The following is a 24,409-nucleotide window of genomic DNA, read 5'->3' as shown; positions in this document are numbered from 1 at the left end:
GCTGGGTGTGCGTGATGGACGACAACGGTCAATAGCCTACAAGGAGACAGCTCGTATGCACCCGGTTTCACCTGCCAGTGACCTGAGCCAACAACAGCACTTTCAACAGCGCTTGCAGGAGCGCCTGACCGCCGACGACATCGCGCGGTTTGACCGCGACGGCGCCATCTGCATCAAGCAGCTGCTCACGCCCGAAGAGGTAGCGCTGCTGCGCGACGGCATCGACGCCAACCTGGCCGCGCCCAGCCCGCGAGCCAAAGTGGCGAGCAGGCCGGATGACCCGGGCCGCTTCTTCGAGGACTTCTGCAACTGGCAGGACATCCCGCAGTTTGGCCGCTTTGTGCGCGAAACGCCGCTGGCCCTGGCCGCGCAGCGCCTGATGCAGTCACGCACTGTGCGGCTGTACCACGACCATGTGCTGGTGAAGGAGCCTGGCACGCGCCAGAAGACGCCCTGGCACCAGGACCAGCCCTACTACAACATTGACGGCCAGCAGAACATCAGCATGTGGATTCCGGTCGATCCAGTGTCGCGCGCGGCCACGCTCGAATTTGTGGCTGGTTCGCACAAGGGCCCCTGGCTCATGCCGCGCACCTTCATGGACAACCAGGCCAAGTGGTTCCCTGAAGGCAGCCTGCAGGACCTGCCCAACGTCGAGGCCAATCGCGACGCTTTTCCCATCGTGGGCTGGGAGATCGAGCCGGGCGACGTGGTGTGTTTTCACATGCTCACGCTGCATGCGTCCGGCGGGGTGGAGGGGCCCAATCGGCGCCGCGTGTTCTCGGTGCGGTTCTTGGGCGACGACACGCGCCACGCGCCAAGGCCGTGGAAGACCTCGCCCGAGTTCCCGGGGCTGGCGGACCAGCTGCCCGCTGGGGCAGCCATGGACCACCCGCTGTTCCCGCTGCTGGTGGACGGGAACGGTTTGCCGCAGGGTGAACGGGCGTGAAGCAGTTTCTGGACCTGGCCTCCACGCCCCCGGTGCCCTGGAAGAACGGCGGCGGCAGCACACGCGAGCTGGCGTGCTGGCCGCCCGGCGCGGGCATGGACAGCTTTGCATGGCGCGTGAGCGTTGCCACCATTGCAAGCCCCGGGCCGTTCTCGGCCTTTGTGGGAGTGGATCGGCAAATCATGTTGCTGGATGGCGATGGCGTACATCTGCAAGGCGCAGAAGGACATTGGCAGCACGCGCTGACGAACCGCTGGGAGCCGTTTGCGTTCTCCGGCGAAGAGCCGGTGGACTGCCGCATGCTGGGCGGTGTTTCTACCGACTTCAACCTGATGCTGCGCCGGGGTGAGTGGACCGGGAACCTGAAGGTGCTGCGCGATGCGCCGCCGCCCGCTGAGGGGGCTGCAGCGGGCCTGTGCATGGTGCTGCAGGGCACCTGGCGATGCGAGGACTGCGATACCCACCAAGTGCGGATGCTGGCAGTGGGGCAGGGTCTGTGGTGGGTGAACGAAGGGGGCGAAGCAGCGCCGTCGATCACCCCTGTGCGCCGCGCCGAAAGCGGTGGGTCTGCCGACGATGCACCCGTGCTGGCCTGGGTGGCCTTGCGCAGGGGCTCTGCACCATAATTTGAATCAAATGGGCTGCAAGCGCTAGTGGAATATGCTCCATTAGCTATATAAACGATAGCAATTCAATCCATGAACACAGCAGCAGGTAGCAACAAGCAGGGCGTTGTCCCGCCAGCATCTTCCGCACCCAGTGCCGATGGCGTGTGGACCAACCTGCGGCCCGTGGCCGCGTTGTGGGCGACGGATGTGCCGGTGCCTGAGTGCACGCTGGCGTGTGTGGTGGTGCAGGGCGGCGCCGTGCAGTGGGTGGGCCCGCAGGCCCAGGTGCCAGCAGCCTTTGCGGCCTTGCCTCGCATTGACGGCAGGGGCGCCGTCACCACCCCCGGTCTGGTCGATTGCCACACCCACCTGGTGTACGGTGGGCTGCGCGCCAACGAGTTCGCGATGCGGCTGGCGGGTGCGACGTATGAAGAGGTGGCCAAGGCGGGCGGGGGCATCGTGTCGTCGGTGCGCGCCACGCGCGAGGCCAGCGAAGACGAGCTTTTTGCCCTGGCCGCGCCGCGCCTGCAGGCGCTGCTGGACGAGGGCGTGTGTGCCATCGAGATCAAGTCCGGCTACGGACTGGCGCTGGAGCACGAACGCAAGCAGCTGCGCGTGGCCCGCCGCCTGGGCGAGGCCTTTGGCGTCACGGTGCGCACCACCTTCCTCGGCGCGCATGCGCTGCCGCCCGAATATGCAGGCCAACCTGAAGGTAGCCAGGACTACACCAACCTCGTCTGCAACGACATGCTGCCCGCACTGGCGGCCGAAGGCCTGGTGGATGCCGTGGATGTGTTCTGCGAACGCATCGCCTTTACGCTGGCCGAGACCGAGCAGGTCTTCCAGGCCGCACGCAAGCTCGGCATCCCCGTCAAGCTGCATGCGGAGCAACTGTCCGACATGGGCGGCTCGGCACTCGCTGCGCGCTACGGTGCGCTGTCGTGTGACCACATCGAGCACCTGTCGGCCGACGGCATCGCTGCGATGAAAGCTGCAGGCACTGTGGCCGTGCTGCTGCCCGGCGCCTACTACACGCTGCGCGACACGCACCTGCCGCCCATCGCGGCACTGCGCGCAGCGGGTGTGCCCATGGCTGTCTCCACCGACCACAACCCGGGTACCTCGCCCGCGCTGAGCCTGCTGCTCATGGCCAACATGGCCTGCACGCTGTTCCGTCTGACAGTGCCCGAGGCGCTGGCGGGCATCACCACCCACGCCGCACGAGCGCTCGGCCTGCAAGACACCCACGGCCTCATCGCATCCGGCAGGCCCGCTCACTTTGTGCTGTGGCCGGTGGGCGAGGCGGCCGAACTGGCCTACTGGCTGGGCCAAAAGCCTGCCTGCACCATCGTGCGGCAAGGGCGCATTCACGGAGTCTTGCCATGACGCAACAACTGTTCGCCGCCGATGCACTGCTGCCCACGGGCTGGGCGCGCAACGTGCTGATCACATGGGATGGGGCAGGGCGCATCACTGCCGTCACGCCCAACGCCCAGCCAAACGGCACCTCTGTGGCCTCGGGCCCCGTGCTGCCCGGCATGCCCAACCTGCACTCGCACGCCTTCCAGCGCGCGTTTGTGGGCCTGACCGAATACCGGGGCGAAAGCCAGGACAGCTTCTGGAGCTGGCGCAACCTGATGTACCGCTTTGCGGCACGCATTACGCCCGAGTCGCTGGAGGCCATTGCGACCTGGCTGTATGTGGAGATGCTAGAGGCGGGCTACACCAGCGTGTGCGAGTTCCACTACGTGCACCACGACCAGGATGGCACACCGTATGCCGACGATGCCACGCTGTCGCTGGCACTGCTGCGCGCGGCGCAGAATGCGGGCATCGGCATCACGCTGCTGCCGGTGCTGTACCAGACGAGTGGTTTTGGTGCCAAGCCACCGCGTGCGGACCAGGCCCGCTTCATTCGCAGCACGGACAACATGCTCTCATTGCTGGAGCGCCTTGCACCCGCTGCAAGAGCGCAAGCGGCCGTTTTGGGGCTGGCGCCGCACTCGCTGCGCGCGGTGCCACCCGGCAGTCTGGAAGTTGCGGTGCAGGGCCTCACGGCGCTCAACGCGCAGGCGCCCATTCACATCCACATTGCCGAGCAGACGCAAGAGGTTCAGGATTGTGTGGCCTGGAGCGGCCAGCGCCCGGTGCAGTGGCTACTGGAGAACGCCCCCGTGGACGAGCGCTGGTGCCTGGTGCACGCCACGCACATGACACCGCAGGAGTACCAGGACGCAGCGCGCACGGGCGCCGTGGCAGGCATCTGCCCCACCACCGAGGCCAACCTGGGCGATGGCATCTTCGACATGCCGCTGTGGCTGCAGCACGGCGGGCGCTGGGGCGTGGGCTCGGACAGCCATGCCTGCGTGAATGCGGCAGAGGAATTGCTGATGCTCGAATACGGCCAGCGCCTGTCGCTGCGCCAGCGCAATGTGCTGGCCACCGCTGTGCAACCCGAGGTGGCCACGGCCATGACCTTGCAGGCCGTTCAGGGCGGGGCGCAGGCCGCGGGCCGCGCCATTGGGGGCCTCGCCGTGGGCCAGCAGGCCGACCTGGTGGCGCTGGATGCGCAGCACCTGGCGCTGCGCGATTTGCCTGCGCACAGCATGCTGTCGGCCCACGTGTTTGGCAGCCACCGCACCTCAGCCATCGACAGCGTGTGGGTGGCGGGGCAGCGGCGCATCGCCAGTGGCCGGCACACGCTGCATGGCGCCGCGGCCCATGCGTTCGTGGCCGCGCGCTCGGCCACCATTGCACCCGATTGACGCGTCCGATTGAATTCCTACCCCTGAGCTTGTGATGACAGATACCTCTCCACCTCCTTTTGTCTTTTACCCCGGCACGGCGCCGCTGCTGGTGTCGATGCCCCATGCCGGTACCTATGTGCCGCCAGCGCTCGCTGCGCGCTTCACCGATGAGGCCCGCCAGGTGCCCGACACCGACTGGCACATGGAGCGCCTCTATGCGTTCGCCAAGGACCTGGGCGCGTCCATCCTCGTGGCCACGCACTCGCGCTATGTGGTCGATCTGAACCGCCCGCCGGATGGGACCAGCCTCTACCCTGACCAAAGCGTCACCGGCCTGTGCCCGGTCGATACGTTTGACGACACGCCCATCTATGCCCGGGGCGATGTGCCCGATGATGCCGAGGTGGCCGCGCGCCGCGATGCCGTCTGGGTGCCGTACCACGCGCAACTGCGTGCCGAGCTAGACCGCATCCGCGCGCAGCATGGTGTGGCGGTGCTGTGGGACGCACACTCCATCCGCTCGGTGCTGCCGCGCTTCTTTGAAGGCAAGTTGCCCGACCTGAACCTGGGGACGGCCAACGGCGAAAGCTGCGATCCGGCGCTGGCGCAGGAGCTGTTGTCCATCGCCAAAGAGGCCCAGGGCTACACCGCAGTGCTCAACGGTCGCTTCAAGGGCGGGCACATCACGCGCCACTATGGGCAGCCCGCGCAGAACATCCACGCGGTGCAGCTGGAGATGACGCAGTGCAGCTACATGCAAGAAGCCTTGCCGTTTGACTATCTGCCCGATGTCGCGGCGGGCGTGCAGCCGCACCTGCGCCGCATGCTGCAGGCCACGCTGGCTTTTGCGGCAGCGCAATCAGTTTGAAATGGGCACCCCGCGGCGGGAGGGATCGGTGCTAGTATGAACTGGTCGGTCCACCATGGACCGCCGTCAGGGCCCGCATTCACGCAAGGGCCCGTTGTAGCGGGAGGAGCCGCGCCCCATGGACCCCACCGCTTACTACTACATGCCCCTGTTCAAGCCCGGCGCGTTTGTGCAATGGAACCACCAGCGCGAAACCGTGAGCCATGTGGTGGTGCGCCGCAACTCTCTCATGGTGTATCTGGTGGGGCACGAATCCCCCGTTCACCCTGAAGCGCTGCACGTGGCACCCACCGCCTTCCGGCTCACGCGCGCGCCAGACCGTTTGTGAGCGCGGCGCCCCGGCCGAAGGGCTACTGGGCTGATGGGCTGAAGGTCAGCCGCCAGTGCACTGTGCCATCGCCTCGCCCAGCTGGATGGGGCGCGTGGGCGACCACTGCGGGTTGAACTGCAGCGGCCCCTGTGGGAACAGCATCACCACGGTGGAGCCGAGCAAGAAGCGGCCCATTTCCTCACCTTGCTGCAGGCTCACCTGGCCCTTGGCGTAGTCCCACTGCCGCAGCGTGCCGGTGCGCGGCGGGATCACCTGCCCATGCCACACGGTGGCCATGCTGCCCACGATGGTGGCGCCCACGAGTACCAGCACGAACGGACCCTGGGTCGATTCAAAAAAGCACACCACACGCTCATTGCGCGCGAACAGGCCGGGCACGCCGCGTGCCGTGGTGGGATTGACCGAAAACAGGTCGCCCGGCACATGCACCATGCGCGTGAGCTCGCCCGCGCAAGGCATGTGGATGCGGTGGTAGTCGCGCGGGCTCAGGTACAGCGTGGCGAAGTGGCCGTTGTCAAAACGGGCTGCGGCGGCCGCATCGCCACCCACCAGGGCGGTGGTGGAGTAGGTGTGCCCCTTGGCCTGGAAAACCTGGTCCTTGGCGATGGGGCCAAACTGGCTGATCGCACCGTCCACAGGGCAGATCAAATCGGCCTGGGCCAGCGGGCGGGCGCCGGGCTTCAGCGCCCGCGTGAAGAAGTCATTGAACGACGTGTAGCTGGCAATGTCGGGGTTGGCCGCCTCGGCCATGTTGACGTTGTAGCGACCCACGAACCAGCGGATCACCGAGGTGGTGAGGCCGCCCAGCCGGGCCGATGCGAACTTGCCCGCCAGGGTGGTCAGTGCGCGTTTGGGAAGAGCGTATTGGGGCAGTACGGCGAGGCGATCGGACAAAACGTTCTTCCTGAGTCGATAGAGCGAATGATTCTAACGACGGGGGGGCTGCTCGCGACCCGGGTTATCAAGTGTGCGTGTGCATGCGGTGGATGGAGTCTGGCACTCCTGGTAGCTAGGTGATAAATTTGAAATTATTATCAAATTTATTGATTTCTCCGTTTCAAACAATTACATTTACTCCATCAAGGCACACCCGCACGAAAGTCGGGGTCGCAAAGCCACCGGTCTAACCCCTTTTGAATGGGCATGGCAGCGGGGTTGCCACGGTTCTCCAGGGTGTTTGCTTGGGGGGTGCTCCAGGGCGCGTCGGCAATCCTCACAGGTGTTTGCATCCCGGCTTTCTTCGGTGTGTGCGGTGTGATTCCCGCATGTCATGGAGAACAGAATGCCAACGCAGACCCGCCGTCACCTTTTCACTCGCAAGCCCCAGCATGCTCGCTGGGCGTTGCTCTCTGTCGTTCCCTTGGTTGTCTTGGGGTGCGGCGGCTCTGCCGACACGGAAGGGCTTAGCGACGTGGCCTCCACCACCACAACGCTGCAAGTGTCTGCCGAGATGTTGCCGCCAGAGGTGGAAAGCTTGGGGGCGCAGCCCACGTTCCACATAGCGCCAGTGGTGCTAGAGGCTCCTGACGACATGGACGTGCGGGATGCCAACCAGTCCGCGCGGAGTGCGCCCAAGTCGCAGCCGGTGCCGGAGATGTTCAAGGCATTGTCCACCCGCCGTCTCACACCCTCCACCCTGGAGGAGGTGCAGGAGAAGTCGGCGAATATGACCTGGACGGCGCCCAAGGATGCGCTGGCAGCGCCTCTCGCAGGTACCGGTGTGGTCACCACCTATTCGGTCGCTCAGGTACGCGCGGCCTACGGCTTCGGGGCGTTGCCCGCTGTAGGCTCCAAGCCGTCCGGAGCCCAAGCCGCTCAACTGGGGGCAGGGCAGACGGTGTATGTCATTGGAGCGAAGCACAACCCCAACGTGGCAGCCGAACTGGCAGCTTTTAATCAGAAGTTCGGGTTGCCCACCTGTGCTGCCAAGGTGTTGCCAGTAACCACTGGGCTGCCCCTGGCCGCTGCCTCCCCTGCAGCGGGTTGCGAATTGTGGGTGGCTTACAGCACAGCATCTGGCGGCATTTCTGGCGTGGCGCCCGCATACGACGCCGGGTGGGCGACGGAAATCGCGTTGGACGTTCAGTGGGTGCATGCGATTGCACCGCTGGCACGTATCGTTCTTGTGGAGGCGCCCGACGCATCGGTGAACAGCTTGCTGGGCGCCGTTCGGCTGGCCAACACCATGGGGCCGGGAGTGGTGTCCATGAGCTTCGGTGCGCAGGAAGGTGCATGGACAGCCTCTGTGGACTCTGCTTTTACTGCCGCGGGAATGACCTATCTGGCGGCGACCGGCGATTCTGGCGCAGGGGTGAACTGGCCTTCAGTTTCTTCCAATGTCATCGCGGTGGGCGGCACAACGCTGACCTATTCCGGCAGCGGGGCTCGCAGTGAGGTGAGCTGGTCGGGCACGGGTGGTGGTACCAGCGGCTTCATCGCCGTGCCGGCGTACCAGAAGTCGTCTGTGCCGGGTACTGGCTCGCTGGTGCGTCGCACGGTGGCTGATGTGGCCATGAATGCCGACCCTGCCACCGGGCAGTACGTGGCGGTGATGCAGCCAGGAAGCAGTGCTGTGCAATGGATCAGTGCAGGCGGTACCAGCCTGGCAGCACCCATGTGGGCCGGACTTGTAGCAGTCGCCAACGCAGGCAGGCAGCAAGCTGCGCGACCAGTGATGGGCGGTGGGCACGCGTTGCTCTATGGGCAGATTGGCGCAGTGGCATCGAACTATGCGAGCAGTTTTTCCGACATTCGCTTGGGCAGCCACGGCGTCTGCGGTACTTGCTCGGCCGGGCCTGGCTATGACCAGTTGACAGGCCTGGGTACTCCCAATGCCGGCGCGCTGGTGGGCTTGCTGGCTGGCGCTGCAGCACCTGCGCCAGCGCCGGTGGTCACATCGGCCAGTATCAGCGGTACCGTAGGTGCGGCACTGACCTTCACTGTGTCCGTCAACGCTCCCAACCCCGTGACTCTGAGCCTTGCCGGTGCGCCCACTGGCATGTCGATCAGTGCTGCCGGTGTGGTGTCGTGGCCGGCTCCTGTGGCAGGGGCCTACGCCGTCACCGTTGTGGCAAAGGACACCAAGACGGGGCTCACTGGGCAGGGGGTTTACAACATCAACGTGATCGCTCCGGTGGCCCCGACGATCGAAAGCGCGAGCATTGCAGGCCGCCCTGGTGTCGCTCTGTCTTTCAAGGCGAATGTCAGCGCTGTCAATCCGGTGGCGTATTCCCTTGCAGGGGCTCCATCGGGAATGCTTGTGGCTGCAGATGGTGTGGTGAGCTGGCCCAAACCGGTGGCTGGTACGTACAGCGTGACCTTGACGGCGAAGGACACCAAGACGGGCTTGTCGGGCAAGGGCGTCTTCACGGTCAAGATCGCGACGGCAGGGCCGGTGATCACGGCCTCAGCCATGGTGGGCGTAGCCGGTCAACCGCTGTCCGGCAGCATCAACATCACCTCGCCGGGCGCTACCTCGCTCTCCGTCTCCATCACCGGTGTGCCATTGGGCATGGGCTTTGCTGTGTCCGGAAGCACTATCACGGCCAACTGGCCCAAGCCGGTGGCTGGCAGCTATCAGCTGGTGGTCACAGCCAAAGACTCGGCGGGTTTGTCCGCACAGCTGAATGTGCCGGTGACGATCAGCCCGCGCTAGGAGGTCGAGCCGCTACGCGGCCACCGAGCTCCTGCTTTATCCCAGGCTGGCTGTAGCCGGTGCGCTCAAACCCCGAGGTACTGCTCCAGCAGCAGGGGCTGCGCATGCAGTGCGTCCGAGCTGCCGTCAAACACCACCTGGCCCTTGACCAGGATGATGTTGCGGTCGGTGATCTGCGTGACGTGCTTCCAGTTCTTGTCCACGATCACGCTGCTGATGCCGCTGTCCTTGATGAGGCTGCAGATGCGCCAGATCTCGCGTGCGATCAGCGGCGCCAGGCCCTCGGTGGCTTCATCGAGGATGAGCACGTCGGGGTTGGTCATCAGCGCGCGGCCGATGGTGAGCATCTGCTGTTCGCCACCGCTGAGCTGCTGGCCGCCGTGGCCCAGGCGCTCCTTCAGGCGCGGAAAGGTCTCCAGCACGCGCTCGTAGGTCCAGTCGCGCTGCCCACGTGTGCCGGCGCGGGCGGCCATCTGCAGGTTCTCGACCACGCTCAGGTTGCCGAAGATGCCCCGGCCCTCGGGCACGTAGGCAATGCCCAGCCGGGCCACTTCGTAGGGCGGCTTGCCGGTCATGTCGCGGCCGGCCACGGCCACGCTGCCCGAGCGAGGCTTGACCAGGCCCATCAGCGACTTGAGCAGGGTGCTCTTGCCCATGCCGTTGCGGCCCATGAGGCCGATGGTCTCGCCCCGGCCCACGGTGAAATCAATGCCGTGCAGGATGTGGCTGCTGCCGTAGAAGGTGTGGATGCCCTTGGCATCGATCCATGGAGTGGTCATCTCAGTGGTCCTCCCCCAGGTAGGCGGCCTGCACGGTGGCATCGGCACGCACCTCGGGCGGTGTGCCATGCGCAATCACCTCGCCGTTGACCATCACCGTCAGGCGGTCGGCCAGCGCAAACACGGCATCCATGTCGTGCTCGACCAGCATCATGGCGTGGGCGGGCTTGAGGCGCTGCAACAGCTCCACCATGCGCTCGGCCTCGGCCACGCCCATGCCGGCCAGGGGCTCGTCGAGCAGCAGCACCTGCGGCTCGGTGGCCAGGGTCATCGCAATTTCCAGCTGGCGCTGCTCGCCGTGGCTCATGGCTCCCGCGATGGCCGTGCGCCGGTCTTTGAGGCCTGACAGCTCGATAGCGCTTTCAAGACGTGCGCTGGTTGCTCTGTTTTTGATAGTGTCCGAGCGGGTGTCCTGGCACCAGCGCAACGGGTTCCAGGGCTGCTGCGCATCGCGCGATTGAGCCGCCAGGCGCACGTTTTCGTGCACGGTGAGCGGCAGGAAGATGTTGGTCTTCTGGTAGCTGCGGCCCAGGCCCTGACGCGAAATGCGCTCGGGCGCCCAGCCGGTCACATTGGTGCCGCCCAGCAGCACCTGGCCTGAGGTGGGGGGCAGGTCGCCCGAGAGCAGGTTGGTCAGCGTGGACTTGCCCGCGCCGTTGGGGCCGATCACCGCGTGGATCTTGCCCCGCCACAGCTCCACCGAAACACCATTGACGGCGGCCAGGCCGCCAAAGCGTTTGGTGACCTTCTGTGCGGACAACAGGACTTCAGCCATGGTGCGATCCCTCCAAAGCCTTGGCTGCGCTCCGCTGCGCAAACACGCCCAGCAGCCCGCGCGGCGCGGCCACCACCACCAGCACGATGAAGCCTCCCATCAGAAGCTGCCAGTGTTTGCTGATGTCCTTGAAGACGTGCAGCAGGTACTCGAAGGCAAACGCACCCACGATGGCGCCTGCAAAGTTGCCCATGCCGCCCAGAATGACCATCATGATGGCGTGCGCGCTCATGTGAAAGCCCATGAGCTCAGGATTCACATAGCCGGTCTGCGCGCCCCACAGGTAACCCGCCAGGCCCGCCAGCGCCCCCGCGATGGTGAAGGCGGTGAGTTTGTAGCCCCGTGTGCCAAAGCCCATGGCGCGCATGCGGTGCTCATTGATGCGGATGCCCGCCAGCGCGCGGCCCAGCGGGCTCCACAGCAGGCGGCGCAGCAGCACGTACACCAGCACCACCAGCGCCAGCGTGAAGTAGTAGAAGGTCTTGCGTCCCTCCAGATCGAACGGCAGCCAGCCGAACAGCGACGCATCAGGCCGGAAGTTGATGTACAGGCCGTCTGATCCCCCCAGCACCTTGTTGTCGAAGAACAGGTAGAAGACCATCTGCGCAAAGGCCATGGTGACCATGATGAAGTAGATGCCGTGGGTGCGCACCACAAAGAACCCGATCACCAGCGCCACCAGGCCCGACACAGCCACGGCCAGCGGCAGCGACCACCACAGGCTGACCGGCATATCCGCCGGGGTGAGAAACGCGAGAGCGTAGCCTGCTACGCCAAAGTACGCCGCATGGCCCAGTGATACCAGCCCGGTCACGCCCTGCAGCAGATCCAGGCTCATGGCAAAGATGGCCATGATCATCATGCGGGTGACCATTTGTACGTAGAAGTCGCTGCCCACCACGGGGAATAGCAGCAGCGCAGCCAGCCCCAGTGCCAGGGCGAACTGCACGCTGCGCGGCAGCACTTCGATATTGGCGCGGGGGGTGCTCATGAGTTGCCGCCGGGCCGCCCCAAGGCAGCGAAGGCCCCCACGGGGGGCAGCGAGATACATGAAGTGACGAGCGTGGGGGGAGTCATTGTTTAAACAGGCCTTCAGGTTTCCACAGCAGCACCGCCGCCATCAGCATGTAGACCAGCATGCCCGCTGCCTGCGGCAGCAGCACCTTGCCAAACGTATCGACAAAGCCCACAAGCAGCGCCGCAATCAGCGCTCCCCGCACTGAGCCTATGCCACCAATCACCACCACCACAAAGCACATGATGAGGACCGACGAGCCCATGTTCGGGTACACGCTGGATACCGGTGCAGCCACCATGCCCGCGACGGCCGCCAGGCCCACGCCCAACGCGAAGACGATCGCATGGATGAGCTTGATGTTCACGCCCAGCGACTCGGCCATGTCGCGGTTGAAGGCGCCCGCGCGGATCTTCATGCCCAAACGCGTCTTGGAGATCAGCAGGTACAGCGCCACAGCCAGCGCGATGCACACGCCCGATATGAACAGCCGGTAGACCGGGTAGGAGAGGGTGTCGGTGAGCGGGATCGACCAGTCCAGTACCTTGGGGATGGGCACGCCGTGCACATCGTCGCCCCACAGGATGGAGCGCAGTTCTTCAAAGATGTAGATCAGCCCGAAGGTCAGCAACACCTGGTCCAGGTGGTCGCGGTGGTAGAAGTGGCGAAAGAGCAGCCATTCAAGCGCCAGCCCGAAGACCACCGACAGCAGCGCGCCACCCACGATGGCCAACGCCAGGCTGCCGAAATGCCCTGAGAGCGAATACGCGAGGTAAGCACCGAGCATGTAAAAGCTGCCGTGCGCCAGGTTCACCACGCCCATGATCCCGAAGATCAGCGTGAGCCCGGCCGCCAACATGAACAGCAGCAGGCCGTATTGAACGCTGTTGAGCAGCTGGATCAGGAAGGTGGCGAAGTCCATGAATGTGGTGATGTTGGCGGCCTGCCGATGTGGCTGGTAGCCACTGGTGAGAGGGGCTTTGTGCGGGCGATGTACCCGTGGAGTTGGTAACTGGCGCGGCCCTATCGAGGGCAGCCGGGCAAGGGCCGCCCCGCAGCGAGGGCTGCATCCCCCTGCCCGCTGCGCGCAGCGCTGCGAGAACGGGGGGAAGGCGCGCGGCGCCTCAGGGGGGTGTTATCCCATCCTGCAACCGGCGCCGCTGTCGGCCAGCGCCTTGGCGGCTACGCCGATCACCTTGTTTTCCTTGTTCTCGACGCGGCGCAGGTAGATGTCCTGCACGGGGTTGTGCGACTTGCTCATCGTCCACTTGCCGCGTGGGCTGTCGATGACTGCGCTTTCCATCGCCTTGATGACGGCCGGTTTGGCAGAAAGGTCGCCCTTGACCGCGTTGGCGCCCTGCACCAGCAGCAGGCCGGTGTCGTAGCCTTGCACGGCATACACGTCGGGCTGGCTGCGAAAGGCCTTGGCGTATTCCAAGCGGAACTGCTTATTGCGCGGCGTGTCCAGCGAATCGCTGTAGTGCATGGTGGTGATGATGCCGTCGGCCGCGGGGCCTGCAGCGTCCAGCACGCCCTCGGTGAGGAAGCCCGAGCCGTACAGCGGAATCTTGTCCTTGAGGCCGGCCGCCGCATAGTCCTTGATGAACTTGGCCGCGCCGCCACCGGCGAAGAAGCAGGCCACGGCATCAGGCTTGAGGGCAGCGATCTCGGTCAGAAGCGCCTGGAATTCGACGTTGGGGAAGGGCAGGCCCAGCTCCTTGACGATGGTGCCGCCGGCCTTGGTGTAGCTTTCCTTGAACCCCTCAAAAGCCTCGTCACCAGCAGCGTACTTCCAGGTGATCCATACGGCCTTCTTGTGGCCCTTTTCGACCATGGCCTTGCCCAGTGCCAGCGTGGGCTGGGAGTTGCTGAACGAAGTGCGGAATACATTGGGCGCGCACAGCGCGCGGGTGGCGGCGTGCACGCCCGCGTTGGGGATGAGGTTGAGCACACCGGTGTCGCGCGCCACCTTCTGAATGCCCATCTGCACGCCCGAGTGCACAGTGCCAATCAGCACATCCACCTTGTCGCGCTGGACCAGCTTGCTGGCGTTTTCCACGCCCTTGCTGGGCTCGGACTCGTCATCGACCTTGAACCATTCGATCTCGCGGCCGCCGAGCTTGCCGCCTTGCTGGTCGATGGCCAGGCGCACGCCGTTTTCGATGGCCACACCCAGTTGAGCAAAGGTGCCGGTGTAGGGCAACATGAACCCCACGCGCACCTTGCCGCTTTGAGCACGCACGATGGAGGGCAGCAGCAGGCCCGTGGATGCTGCGCCAACGAGGGCGGCACTGCGGCTGATGACGAGGCGGCGGGTGGTCATGGGACTTGTCTCCTTTGTTTAGGCTTAAAGTAATTTACTGCAAGCGTTCGGTGGTGAATACCTATGGGTTACCCGTACCGGCGCTGGCGTGCGGTTCTACGTGCATGGGTCGTTGCTTCCATGCCTTCTTTATCTTCGTTGTCTTCGCTGCTTGAAGCTCGCCGGATCCAGGCGACATGGCTGCGAACGTTGATGGCTACCGCAGCCAGGGGGTAAATTTGAAACATGAATTAAAATGCATGTATTGAATTTTTGTGCAGTATAGATCGTGTTTTTTGGATTCGGGTGGCCGATTTGAACCTGCGTTGTAGGTAGTTTCCAGCAGGGAGGCGGTAGCGGCGCCGACCGGTGCCCGGAGGTGTTCAACGGACCGATGACCTCTCGCGCTCCTGCAGCATGGCTCTGCCTGCACAATCGCGGACTGATCATCGGCCCCGTCGCATATGGAAGGACGTCTTGCCGGGGTGATAGCAGTGTTGACTGCACGGCGCCCGCCACCATCCAGTCAGCGCCGAGTTGATGCAGGTTGCGGTTGCATCCGCATTTTTATTCTTTATGCCTCCTTCTTCCCCCTCCGACCTTTCTCCTTCTGTACCGTCACGGCCGCCATTGGTGGCGCGCCTGGCCGAATGGCTGCGGCATTTCTGGCCCGCCCCGCTGGGTATTGATGGCAAAGAGCGCCTTCGCTTTGTGGTGGGCGCGGTAATCGGTGTGCTGCTCACGGCATGGCTCAGCCGTTGGTGGGCCCAGGGGAATGGCACTGGACCGTGGATGGTGGCTTCTCTGGGCGCCAGTGCCGTGCTGGTGTTTGGCATGCCCTCCAGCCCGCTGGCGCAGCCCTGGCCAGTGTTGGGTGGCAGCACCTTGTCGGCGCTGGTGGGGGCGGTCTGCTGTGCGTTGATTCCGGACAAGGCCCTGGCGGGGGCTGTGGCAGTGGGGCTGGCCATCGCGCTCATGGTGCCATTGCGTTGTCTGCATCCTCCGGGTGGGGCCATGGCGTTGTACGTGGTGTTGACCTCTGGCGATGGGTGGCACCTTGCGGCATTCCCGGTGTTGTTCAACGTCGTACTCCTGTTGATCGCCGCCGTGGTCTACAACGGTTTGACAGGCCGTCGCTACCCACATCCTCAGCGTGTCACGCCGCGGGTGGCAACGAGTCAGGGCGCTTTCACTGCGTCGGATGTCGATGCGGCGCTGGCCCATTACAACCAGGTGCTCGACGTGAGCCGGGCAGATTTAGAGGGGTTGTTGCACCTGGCGGGCCGTGCTGCTTTCCAGAGAACCCTGGGAGAGTTGCGCTGCGCGGACATCATGTCCAGTCCGCCTCACGCTGTGGAGGCCGGCGTGTCGCTGAAGGAGGCGTGGGCCCTGATGCGTTTGCAGCAAATCAAGGCGCTGCCGGTGGTGGATGCGCAGCGCCAGGTGATTGGTATCGTGACGGTGGCCGACTTCATGCGGCTGGCCAACCTGGACACCCATGAAGGGCTTGGGCAGCGGTTGCGCACACTGGTCATGGGGCGTGGTGGGCAACCCCAGGCAGTGGGCGAGATCATGTCCTACCCGGTCCAGGTGGCGCGCTCGGCCCAGCATGCGATGGACCTTGTGCCGCTCTTTTCGCAGGGCGGACACCATCACATTCCCATCGTGGATGATGTAGATCACCTCGTTGGCATCATCACCCAGACCGACCTCGTGCGTACCCTGGCCTCGGCGGTGCAAGGCCGATAGCGGATGGTTTTCGAGGTTCTGGCTGCGAGCGCTGCGCCCGCGCCACAGGGCAGACCGGGTGTCCCATAGGCAAAACATGGCTTGTCGCGGTACAATTGACAGGCTTTGCACAGCGCTGACGCCTGTTCATTGAAGCCGTCTCCCGGCCCTCTGCCTGATCTGCGCCCTGGGTGCAGCGACTCCCACCGCCCGCCATGCACCGTGTGTCGAGTTTCGACAACGCTGCAGCTGCCGTGGTGAATGCAATAAAACCGCTCAGGCGCCGACCACAGAACATTTGCTTTGAAGAGATAGAGAAACACATGGCCAAAGAAGAACTCATTGAAATGCAGGGCTCCGTCACGGAAGTCTTGCCCGACTCGCGATTTCGCGTCACGCTGGACAACGGCCACCAACTGATTGCCTACACCGGCGGCAAGATGCGCAAGCACCACATCCGTATCCTGGCTGGTGACAAAGTGTCCCTGGAGATGTCGCCTTACGACCTGACCAAGGGCCGCATCACGTTCCGCCACCTCGCCGGTCGCGGTCCTGGCCCTTCCTCCAGCCGCTGATCTTTCCGTTTTCGGTCCGTGGCAGACCGAGGCGGTTCTATAGTTTTTTCTGGTTCGTCTCTTGCCACGTCGCGTTCGCGCGACCGCTCCCTCCTGCGATCTCTTCGCCCTGCTACTTTCTAAAAAAAGTCAAAAAAGCAGGCGATGAGCCGAAAACAGGGGAATTGGCGGGTTAGAATACGAGCTGTCGGAGCGTAGCGCAGCCTGGTAGCGCATCTGCTTTGGGAGCAGAGGGTCGCGAGTTCGAATCCCGCCGCTCCGACCAATGTTTGAAGGCCTTGCAGCAAATGCTGCAAGGCCTTTTTTCTTGCCCCGCCTGGTGCCTTTCAACGCAGAGGCGATCGGGGTCTCGGGGGCGAGCGGAAATGGGCTATTCACCGCCTTCGTTTCCAGCAGGCTCGCGGAATCTACGTACCATTGTGGCCATCGCCGGTTGGCTCCCATTCGCACCGCCCCTGCCGTTTACCGCGCACGGTGCTTGCTGGTATCTCCATGACCTTCTCTGTGCTCTCTAAAGCCGCTGCCGTACCGTTGCCCCAGTCCGAAGCGCTTGCCCTGCCTGCAGTGCAGCGATACGACGCGGTCGATGCTCTGAGGGGAGTCGCCATGGTGTGGATGACGGTGTTCCACTTCTGTTTTGATCTGAGCCACTTCGGCTTGTGGTCACAGAACTTTCGTGTGGATCCGTTCTGGACCACGCAGCGCACCTTCATCGTGAGTCTTTTCCTGTTTTGCGCGGGACTGAGCCAGGCCATTGCGTTGCATCAGGGGCAGGGCTGGCACCGGTTTGGGCGCCGATGGGTGCAGATCGCCGGGTGTGCGCTGCTGGTGTCCGCGGGGTCGTTTGTGATGTTTCCGGCCAGCTTCATCTATTTCGGTGTGCTGCATGGCATGGCGGTGATGTTGCTCATTGCGCGCTGTACGGCAGGGTGGGGGCGCTGGCTGTGGCTGGCCGGACTGGTGGCGGTGGCCTTGCCGTGGGCTGCGCAGCAGCTTCTGGCGGGGGTATGGGCCGATGCCGCACCCTGGTTCAATGGGCGAGCCCTGAATTGGCTGGGGTTGGTGTCCCGCAAACCGTTCACGGAAGACTATGTGCCCGTGTTGCCATGGTTGGGTGTGCTCTGGTGGGGGCTCGCTGCAGGTCAATGGGCCATGCGCGCGCGCAGGGGCTGGTTGCAATGGCCGCTACCCGTGGTGGTGCGGCCTCTGGCGACACTGGGGCGATGGAGCCTGAGCTATTACATGCTCCACCAACCGGTGATGATCGGCCTGCTGATGGCTGTGGTGTGGCTGATGGGGCGGACCTGAGCCTCGTCGAACTGTCTGGCCTTGCTAAACAGGCCGAGCCATAAAAAAACGCGACCGAGGTCGCGTTTTTTGTGGCCATGACGGCTGGGGGGCCGAGTGGCTTATTCCACCTTGGCCTTGGCGCGCAGGTCTTCCTGGAACTTGGCCAGCTTTTGCTGCTGCAGTTGCTGCGCCACTTGGGGCTTGACTTCTTCGAGCTTGGGCAGCTCTGCCTGGCGCACATCGTCTAGGCGGATGATGTGCCAGCCAAACTGGCTCTTCACGGGCGTCTCTGTCATCTTGCCCTTTTCGAGCTTGACCAGCGCTTCGGTGAACTCGCTCACGTAGCTCGATGGGTTGGCCCAGTCGAGGTCGCCGCCCTTTGCGCCGGAGCCTGGGTCCTTGGATTGCTTCTTGGCGATGTCTTCAAACTTGGCGCCCTTCTTGATGGACGCGATGATGGCCTTGGCGTCGGCTTCCTTTTCCACCAGGATGTGGCGGGCCTTGTATTCCTTGCCGCTGTTGGCTGCCACGAACTTGTCGTATTCGGCCTGGATTTCAGCGTCGGTGACGGGGTTCGTCTTTTGGAAGTCGGCGAACAGTTCGCGGATCAGGATGGCCTGGCGTGCCAGGTCCAGCTGGGCCTTGTAGTCTGCCGAGGTTTCCAGGCCGCGCTTTTGAGCTTCCTGCATGAAGATTTCACGGGCAATGACTTCTTCCTTGATCTGGCCTTCGATGTCGGGCGTCACGGGGCGGCCCGAGCGTTCGACCTGCTGCTTGAGCGCTTCGACGCGCTCCTTGGGAACTGCCTTGCCGTTAACAATGGCGACATTCTGGGCGGAAACGGGCAGGGCCAACGTGCCCAGCACGGCAGCGGCAACGAGGCCGGACAGGAGCTGTTTCTTCATGCGGAATCCAAAAAATGAGGGGTTGTTTGCCGACTGAAATCCGGCAGATGTTGACTTGAGGCCGGCTCAGAGAACTTCAATGGCGAGGGCGTGAACGCCTTGGTCAATAAATTCTTGCAGCGCATCATACACAAGGCGGTGTTGGGCCACGCGGGAGCGTCCTGTAAAGAAAGGTGACGAAATTCGCACCCGAAAATGGGTGCCGAATCCCGTGCCGTTGGCGCCCGCATGGCCTGCGTGGGCGGCGCTTTCGTCCAGCACCTCCAGGTGGCTGGGGGTGAGGCGGTCGGCCAGTGTCTGGTGCATCTGGTCTGCGATGGAGTTCATGGGCTTCACACTCGTTCAGGTGGTGGGCTCGTCGCCCTTGAGGTGGGGCGCAATGTAGATACCCTGCGCCACCAGGAAGACCAGCGGAAACGCATAGCCCCACAGCTTGAAGTCCACCCAGGCTTCGGTGCTGAAGTTCATCACCACGTACGCGTTGATGGCGGACATGAAGGCGCAGTAGATGATCCAGGCCACGTTCAGCCGCTGCCAGACGGCGTCGGGCAAGTCCAGCTGGCTGCCCAGCAGCATCTTGAGGAAATTCTTTTTGAGCGCCCAGAGCGCCACCGCCAGGGCCACCGACATAGCGCCATAGAGCACTGTGGGTTTCCATTTGATGAACCGGTCGTCCTGCAGGACCAGCGTGAGCGTGCCAAACAGCAGGATCAGCACCAGGGTGACCTTGTGCATGGTCTGCAGGCGCCGGTCGATGGCGTAGATGATGGCCATCTGCAAGGCCGTGGCCGCCATGAGCACGGCGGTGCCTACGTAGATGCCGTAGAACTTGTAGGCCCCGAAGAACAGCAGGATGGGGAAAAAGTCGATCAGAATTTTCATGGAGTCAGCAAGGAGTCCCGGGCTTCAGCGGTCGCCGGACTCGAAGTCCAGCGAGGCCGAGTTCATGCAATACCGCAGCCCGGTGGGCGCTGGGCCATCTTCAAACACATGGCCCAGGTGCGCCCCGCATTGTGCACACACCGTTTCGGTGCGGACCATGCCATGGCTGCGGTCCACGATTTCGGTGATGGCGCCGGGGATGGCTTCGGAAAAGCTGGGCCAGCCGCAGCCCGCGTCAAACTTGGTGACCGAGTCGAACAGCTTGGCGCCGCAGCAGACGCAGTGGTAGCTGCCGTCGGCCCAGTGGGCTTCGTACTTGCCGGTGAAGGGGCGCTCGGTGGCGGCATGGCGCGTGACCTGGAAGGCCACGGGTTCTGCGCCTTTTTCGCGCAGTACGGCTTGCCATTCGGCGTCAGTCTTCTGGATGGGATGGGTCATGATGAACAGCTGATCTCGATGGAAGACGCCCAGTCGGGCGGGAAGGCGGCGTAGGCGTCATGCCCCGGGTGCTCGTCAAACGGGCGCTCCAGCAGCCGCTGCAGGGTTTGGAGTTCACCGAAGTCGCCAAGTTTCGCCGCACGAATGGCCTGTTCGCCCAGGTGGTTGCGCAGCACGAACTTGGGATTGGTTTTGAGCATCAAATCGGCTTGATGCGCTACATCCATATGCCTTGATTGCTCTGAATATAGTAGCAGCCATTGGTCCAGGCCAGCACGGTCTACAAACAGGTCGCGCACGGGCTCCTTGTCTTGGGTGCCCACGGCCTGCGACAGGCGGCGCCAGAAGATGGGGTAATCCACCCGGTTCTGGGCCAGCAGCAGCAAGATGCCGTCGATGAGAGCGCCATCGCCGTCGCTGGCCTCCCGCAGCCCCAGCTTGGCGCGCATGCGGGCCATGAAGGCCTCGGGGAAAACCGTCTTGTAAGACTCCAGGGCCTGCTTGGCCAGTTCCTGGTCGCCGATCAGGGGCAGCAGCGCCTGCGCCAGGCAAAACAGATTCCAGTACGCCACATTGGGCTGGCGGTTGTAGGCGTAACGGCCTTGCGAGTCGCTGTGGTTGCACACGTGGCCGGGCACAAACGCGTCGAGAAACTGAAACGGCCCGTAGTCAATCGTCAGGCCCAGGATGCTCATGTTGTCGGTGTTCATCACCCCATGGCAAAAGCCGACCGCCTGCCATTGCGCCATGAGGCGTGCGGTGCGCTCGCTCACGGCCTGCAGCAGGGCGGCGTACGGGTTGCCTGCCAGGTCGGTGCTGTCCCGGCATTCGGGGTAGTAGCGGTCGATGACGTAGTCGGCCAGCGTTTGCAGCGCGGCATCCTGGCCGTTGGCAGCAAAGTGCTCGAAATGACCAAAACGCACAAAGCTGCGTGCCACGCGGGTGACGACGGCAGCGGTCTCGATTTCTTCGCGGCGGACGTGCGCGGGAGAGCCGGTGATGCACAGCGCGCGCGATGTCGGCACACCCAGGCCGTGCATGGCTTCGCTGCACAAAAACTCGCGGATGCTGGAGCGCAATACCGCACGGCCATCGCCCATGCGAGAGTAGGGCGTGCGGCCAGCACCCTTGAGCTGGACTTCCCACCCCGTAGCCGTCTCCCCGAGCAAGATGGCGCGCCCATCGCCCAGCTGACCGGCCCAGACGCCAAACTGGTGTCCGCTGTACACGCTGGCCAGGGGGCGCGAGCCTGCCAGCAGGCGGTTGCCGGTGAAGGCCTGCAGGGCCTCATCGCTGCGCAAGGCGGCTTCATCCAGCCCGAGCAGTTGCGCTACGGCGGGGCTGGTGCCTACCCAATGGGGCGTGGGCAGAGGGGTGGGGCGCAGTTCGGTGAAAAAGTCGGTGCCCAGCGCGGCGAAGCGGTGGTTCCAGGCGAAGCCCAGGTCGGTGTGGGCGTCGCTGTCGGCAGTCAGGGTCATGGGCTGGATTGTCTCGCAGGCCGGATGCCCCGGCGCCCACAGGGCCATGGCAGGGCGGGGATAGCCTGCACCGCGACCGCTACAACAACGCTGCCGCCGTCAGGCAGGCCGGGCCTGACGCAGGCTGTAATAGCTGCTGGCGGTATTGGCCTGGGGGCATGCCAAACCAGCGCTTGCAGGCGCGAAACAGGTTGCTCTGGTCGCTGAACCCCAGCTGGTCCGCCACCTCGGCCAGGCTGCGGCGCGGGTCGGCCAGGTATTGGCGGGCCAGCTCGCTGCGGGTGTCGTCCAGCAGTTGCTGAAAACTCACCGACTCTGCCTGCAGCCGGCGCTGCAAGGTTCGATCGGTGAGGTGCAGGCGCGCAGCCACGTCCTCGCGCCGGGGTTCACCGAGGTGCAGCATGCGCGATATCTCGGTGCGCACCTTGGCGCTGACCAGCGATTGGCCCAACGGGCCCAGTTGTCCCAGCTCGGCCTCCACCAGTTGTTCGTGCAGCGCCCACAGGCTCGGGTTATGGGTGGGAATGGGTTGCAGCAGGTCGGCTTCGGCCATCAGAAAGCGGTTTACCGGCTGGCCAAAGCGGGGGGGTACGCCAAATGCCGCGCGATGCCGCGTGTCGTCGGCCGGCGCTGGGGTGACCAGCTCCACGGCCAGGGGCGTGAGGTCGCGCCGGGTGAGCCAATCGCACAGCGTCAGCAGGGTCAGCACCGCAAACTCCACCCGCTGTCGCGGTATGGGGCGCGAGGCGCCGATGTGGTTGAGCACCATCCAGTAACCGCGTGGGTCTCGCTCCATCGAGAACGTGGTGGCGTCCGAGATCAGCGCCATGTGCCGGTCCAAGTGCCTGAAGCCTTCGAGAAGGTTGGGCCCCGAGGCCAGTGCGTGGCCGACCAGGTCCAGCTTGCCGTAGCGCGCGGCCAGCTGGCGGTCCAGGCCCAGCCCCGGGCGGTCGTAGTGCTGGGCTGCGGCCTCCCACAAGCGGCTGACGCGGTCCACATCCACGCGGGTGTGGGGGTGTTGCAGGCTCTCCAGGTCGATGTCGGCCTGCGCGCACAGGGCTTGCACCGGCAGACCTTCGGCTGCAAACAGCTCCGCAATGCCGCGCACCCAGGCGGCAGAGCTGGTGCGCTGCGGCAGTGGGTTCATGGGCAAGCCCCTGTCTCAGGGTTTACGCGCGGGTGGTGTTCTGAAGTCACTGTTTTGGTGTGGTTGCGATAGTGGGTTGTGGGCCGGGCGTTTCCACAATCGGCGCCGAGGTCGGTCCCAGGCGCGAGTGTGATGCGTTCTGCAGGCCCGCCCCATTCCTGAAAACCCCGAAGGAGACAAACAACATGGCCTATTTTGCAAAGAGCCTGCGCTGGGGCGCAGCCTGTCTCGCCGTTGTGATGACCACGGCGTGTGGTGGTTCTGGCGGTACGCCGCCCGAACTGCGCGAAACCCGCTATGGCATGGTGCGCGGTACGGATGACAGCACCACCAGCGGCACCTATGCCTGGAAGGGCGTTCCCTACGCACAACCCCCCGTGGGTGCCCTGCGCTGGCAGCCGCCTGCAGAGCCCGCCGCCTGGACGGGCGAGCGCAGCGCCACCCGGTTTGGCAGTGCGTGCCTGCAGATGGGCCGCATTTACGGACCCGGGGCCAACAACCGCTTTGACGACACGATTGGCCAGACGCTGAACACCCCGCTGGGCAGCGAAGACTGCCTGACCCTCAACATCTGGCGTCCGGCCACCGCGCAGGACAACCTGCCAGTGCTGGTCTTTATCCACGGTGGCAGTGCCATCTCGGGCTACACCGCCGACCCGGTGTACGACGGCGCCGCGCTGGCCAAGTCGGCCAATGCCATCGTGGTCACAGCCAACTATCGGCTGGATGTGCTGGGGTATCTGCAGTTGCCTGCCCTGCATGCCGGCAACAACGGCAATGGAAGCAGCGGAGGCGGCAGCACCTATACCGGCAACTACGCGCTGCTGGACGTCGTGCAGGCGCTGCGGTTCGTCCAGGGCAACATCGCCCGGTTTGGCGGCAATGCGAGCAACGTCACGTTGATGGGGCAGTCGGCGGGGGCCATCAATGCCTTGGCGCTGCTGACCGCACCGCAGGCCACCGGGCTCTTCCACAAATTGGTACCGATCAGCGGCGGGATCTCCTTGGCGTCGAACCTGCCCGCCGGGTCCATCCCCACGCTCAACCCGGTCTCCCGCTACGCCGCACAGGCCAGCCAGTTGCTGGCGCATCTGGCCGTGGCCGATGGCCTGGCACCTGGCCTGCCCGAAGCCCAGGCCCTGGTGGCCAGCTGGCCCCCCACGCAGGTGGCCAGTTACCTGCGTGGCAAGGATGCGCGGGTCGTCTTGCAGACGGTGCTGGCAAAGGGGCTGACAGGTTCTGGCCCGATCCCGGACGGTGTGGTGGTTCCGGCCGATCCGATCACGGAGATTTCTGCGGGCCGCTATCAGAAAGTGCCTGTTTTGTCCGGCTACACGGCCGAGGAGGGCAAGCTGTTTGCCCCGTTCCTGGTGCTGCTGGGCGGCAAGCCCGGCATGAAGATCGGCGATGCCGAGCGCTTTGCGATGATGCAGCGCTTCGACCCTGATGCCACCACCACCCTCACTGCGGCGGACATTCTGGATGCGTCCTACCTGCCGGTGACAGCCCCGGGCACGGGCTATAACGCACGCACCCAGATGCTGGGTAATGTGTTCATTGGCGCCAGCCGCGACAACCTGCTGAACGCCCTGCGCAGCCAGCAGAGCAATGTGTGGAACTACCAGTTCAACTGGGCCCAGCAGCCCGCACCGTGGAACGATGTGTACGGCGCGGCCCATGCGTTCGACCTGCCCTTTGTGTTTGGCAACTTCGGTCCCTCGGTGTTTGCGAAGGCGACCAACAGCACCGCCAACCAGCCGGGGCGCCTGGCCCTGTCGCGGGCCATGATGGACAGCCTGCGCGCCTTTGTGCACACCGGCGATCCCAACAACGCCACGCTGGGCCAGACCTGGCAGCCGTGGCCCCGCAAGTTCATCTTTGATGCAGACCAGAAGGCGGTGCGCCTGAGCGTGCAATGACCCTCGTGCTGCAGATGT

At 64.4% G+C, this 24,409-nt stretch carries 23 protein-coding genes, 1 tRNA gene and 1 riboswitch; of the genes, 12 read left to right on the top strand and 12 right to left on the bottom strand.

What is annotated here, in order from left to right; genetic code table 11:
• Positions 1-55: 55 nt before the first annotated feature.
• From ASD75_RS13225 to ASD75_RS13200, 6 genes are all read left to right on the top strand, one after another.
• A complete protein-coding gene (locus ASD75_RS13225; protein ID WP_056746307.1) occupies positions 56-949 on the top strand; it encodes a phytanoyl-CoA dioxygenase family protein in 894 nt (297 codons plus the stop codon).
• Positions 946-1,575, top strand: coding sequence for a HutD family protein (locus ASD75_RS13220; RefSeq protein WP_056746305.1), 630 nt, complete (start codon positions 946-948; stop codon positions 1,573-1,575). Before ASD75_RS13225 ends, ASD75_RS13220 begins: the two co-directional genes overlap by 4 nt.
• Before the next feature lie 72 nt (positions 1,576-1,647).
• Positions 1,648-2,943: an imidazolonepropionase gene (gene hutI, locus ASD75_RS13215; protein WP_056746303.1), complete on the top strand. Its 1,296-nt coding sequence runs from the start codon at positions 1,648-1,650 to the stop codon at positions 2,941-2,943.
• On the top strand, positions 2,940-4,322 hold the full coding sequence (locus ASD75_RS13210; RefSeq protein ID WP_056746300.1) for a formimidoylglutamate deiminase: 1,383 nt from the start codon (positions 2,940-2,942) through the stop codon (positions 4,320-4,322). The genes hutI and ASD75_RS13210 overlap by 4 nt, the downstream gene beginning before the upstream one ends.
• 34 nt (positions 4,323-4,356) lie before the next feature.
• Complete coding sequence (hutG, locus tag ASD75_RS13205; protein WP_056746298.1) at positions 4,357-5,172, top strand: N-formylglutamate deformylase; 816 nt, start codon at positions 4,357-4,359, stop codon at positions 5,170-5,172.
• 118 nt (positions 5,173-5,290) lie between these two features.
• The gene (locus tag ASD75_RS13200; RefSeq protein WP_056746288.1) at positions 5,291-5,500 is read left to right on the top strand and encodes a hypothetical protein; all 210 of its coding nucleotides are present in this window, start codon (positions 5,291-5,293) and stop codon (positions 5,498-5,500) included.
• 45 nt (positions 5,501-5,545) lie between these two features.
• Here ASD75_RS13200 and asd read toward each other — a convergent pair whose 3' ends face one another.
• Positions 5,546-6,397 carry an archaetidylserine decarboxylase gene (gene asd / locus ASD75_RS13195; protein WP_056746286.1) on the bottom strand — a complete coding sequence of 284 codons (852 nt, stop codon included), beginning with the start codon at positions 6,395-6,397 and terminating at the stop codon, positions 5,546-5,548.
• A gap of 179 nt (positions 6,398-6,576) precedes the next feature.
• A riboswitch (cyclic di-GMP riboswitch) is annotated at positions 6,577-6,666 on the top strand.
• Between the two features lie 248 nt (positions 6,667-6,914).
• Between asd and ASD75_RS13190 the strand changes: the two genes are divergently transcribed.
• Entirely contained in the window at positions 6,915-9,158 is a 2,244-nt protein-coding gene (locus ASD75_RS13190) for a putative Ig domain-containing protein (protein ID WP_369817484.1), read from the top strand.
• A 65-nt stretch (positions 9,159-9,223) separates the two neighbouring features.
• On the opposite strand, the gene ASD75_RS13185 is transcribed toward ASD75_RS13190, so the two are convergent.
• From ASD75_RS13185 to ASD75_RS13165, 5 genes are all read right to left on the bottom strand, one after another.
• Positions 9,224-9,937 carry an ABC transporter ATP-binding protein gene (locus ASD75_RS13185; protein WP_056746282.1) on the bottom strand — a complete coding sequence of 238 codons (714 nt, stop codon included), beginning with the start codon at positions 9,935-9,937 and terminating at the stop codon, positions 9,224-9,226.
• A gap of 1 nt (position 9,938) precedes the next feature.
• Entirely contained in the window at positions 9,939-10,712 is a 774-nt protein-coding gene (locus ASD75_RS13180; RefSeq protein ID WP_056746279.1) for an ABC transporter ATP-binding protein, read from the bottom strand.
• Positions 10,705-11,703: a branched-chain amino acid ABC transporter permease gene (locus ASD75_RS13175; protein ID WP_056746277.1), complete on the bottom strand. Its 999-nt coding sequence runs from the start codon at positions 11,701-11,703 to the stop codon at positions 10,705-10,707. Before ASD75_RS13175 ends, ASD75_RS13180 begins: the two co-directional genes overlap by 8 nt.
• 82 nt (positions 11,704-11,785) lie before the next feature.
• Positions 11,786-12,649, bottom strand: coding sequence for a branched-chain amino acid ABC transporter permease (locus ASD75_RS13170; RefSeq protein WP_015014405.1), 864 nt, complete (start codon positions 12,647-12,649; stop codon positions 11,786-11,788).
• A gap of 213 nt (positions 12,650-12,862) precedes the next feature.
• Positions 12,863-14,050, bottom strand: coding sequence for an ABC transporter substrate-binding protein (locus ASD75_RS13165; protein WP_015014404.1), 1,188 nt, complete (start codon positions 14,048-14,050; stop codon positions 12,863-12,865).
• A gap of 555 nt (positions 14,051-14,605) precedes the next feature.
• Here ASD75_RS13165 and ASD75_RS13160 point away from each other — a divergent pair.
• The 4 genes from ASD75_RS13160 to ASD75_RS13145 all read left to right on the top strand — a co-directional run bounded on the left by ASD75_RS13160 (position 14,606) and on the right by ASD75_RS13145 (position 17,640).
• Positions 14,606-15,778 carry an HPP family protein gene (locus ASD75_RS13160; RefSeq protein WP_056746275.1) on the top strand — a complete coding sequence of 391 codons (1,173 nt, stop codon included), beginning with the start codon at positions 14,606-14,608 and terminating at the stop codon, positions 15,776-15,778.
• A 302-nt stretch (positions 15,779-16,080) separates the two neighbouring features.
• Positions 16,081-16,332, top strand: coding sequence for a translation initiation factor IF-1 (gene infA, locus ASD75_RS13155; protein WP_015014402.1), 252 nt, complete (start codon positions 16,081-16,083; stop codon positions 16,330-16,332).
• A 188-nt stretch (positions 16,333-16,520) separates the two neighbouring features.
• Positions 16,521-16,597, top strand: a tRNA-Pro gene (locus ASD75_RS13150).
• Between the two features lie 227 nt (positions 16,598-16,824).
• Positions 16,825-17,640 (top strand): heparan-alpha-glucosaminide N-acetyltransferase, encoded by an 816-nt coding sequence (locus ASD75_RS13145; RefSeq protein WP_255356272.1) that lies wholly within the window; start codon positions 16,825-16,827, stop codon positions 17,638-17,640.
• Positions 17,641-17,741: 101 nt separating this feature from the next.
• Here the strand turns inward: ASD75_RS13145 and ASD75_RS13140 are convergent, their stop codons facing one another.
• The 6 genes from ASD75_RS13140 to ASD75_RS13115 all read right to left on the bottom strand — a co-directional run bounded on the left by ASD75_RS13140 (position 17,742) and on the right by ASD75_RS13115 (position 22,472).
• On the bottom strand, positions 17,742-18,527 hold the full coding sequence (locus ASD75_RS13140; protein WP_056063551.1) for a peptidylprolyl isomerase: 786 nt from the start codon (positions 18,525-18,527) through the stop codon (positions 17,742-17,744).
• Between the two features lie 66 nt (positions 18,528-18,593).
• Positions 18,594-18,854, bottom strand: a complete 261-nt coding sequence (locus ASD75_RS13135) for a BolA family transcriptional regulator (RefSeq protein ID WP_056746271.1) — start codon at positions 18,852-18,854, stop codon at positions 18,594-18,596.
• A 15-nt stretch (positions 18,855-18,869) separates the two neighbouring features.
• Complete coding sequence (locus ASD75_RS13130) at positions 18,870-19,409, bottom strand: septation protein A (protein WP_056063543.1); 540 nt, start codon at positions 19,407-19,409, stop codon at positions 18,870-18,872.
• 24 nt (positions 19,410-19,433) lie between these two features.
• A complete protein-coding gene (gene msrB, locus ASD75_RS13125) occupies positions 19,434-19,847 on the bottom strand; it encodes a peptide-methionine (R)-S-oxide reductase MsrB (RefSeq protein ID WP_056063540.1) in 414 nt (137 codons plus the stop codon).
• Complete coding sequence (locus ASD75_RS13120; protein ID WP_056746269.1) at positions 19,844-21,325, bottom strand: YdiU family protein; 1,482 nt, start codon at positions 21,323-21,325, stop codon at positions 19,844-19,846. Before ASD75_RS13120 ends, msrB begins: the two co-directional genes overlap by 4 nt.
• Before the next feature lie 79 nt (positions 21,326-21,404).
• Entirely contained in the window at positions 21,405-22,472 is a 1,068-nt protein-coding gene (locus ASD75_RS13115; RefSeq protein ID WP_056746266.1) for an AraC family transcriptional regulator, read from the bottom strand.
• A gap of 185 nt (positions 22,473-22,657) precedes the next feature.
• Here ASD75_RS13115 and ASD75_RS13110 point away from each other — a divergent pair, with 185 nt between their 5' ends.
• Positions 22,658-24,391, top strand: a complete 1,734-nt coding sequence (locus tag ASD75_RS13110) for a carboxylesterase/lipase family protein (protein WP_056746263.1) — start codon at positions 22,658-22,660, stop codon at positions 24,389-24,391.
• Positions 24,392-24,409 lie beyond the last annotated feature (18 nt).

Origin of the sequence: Acidovorax sp. Root568, assembly GCF_001427445.1 — a bacterium.
In the GTDB taxonomy this organism is placed as follows: Bacteria; Pseudomonadota; Gammaproteobacteria; order Burkholderiales; family Burkholderiaceae_C; genus Acidovorax; species Acidovorax delafieldii.
The sequence above is the reverse complement of the archived record's forward strand: the minus strand, read 5'-3'. Positions and strand labels throughout refer to the sequence as shown.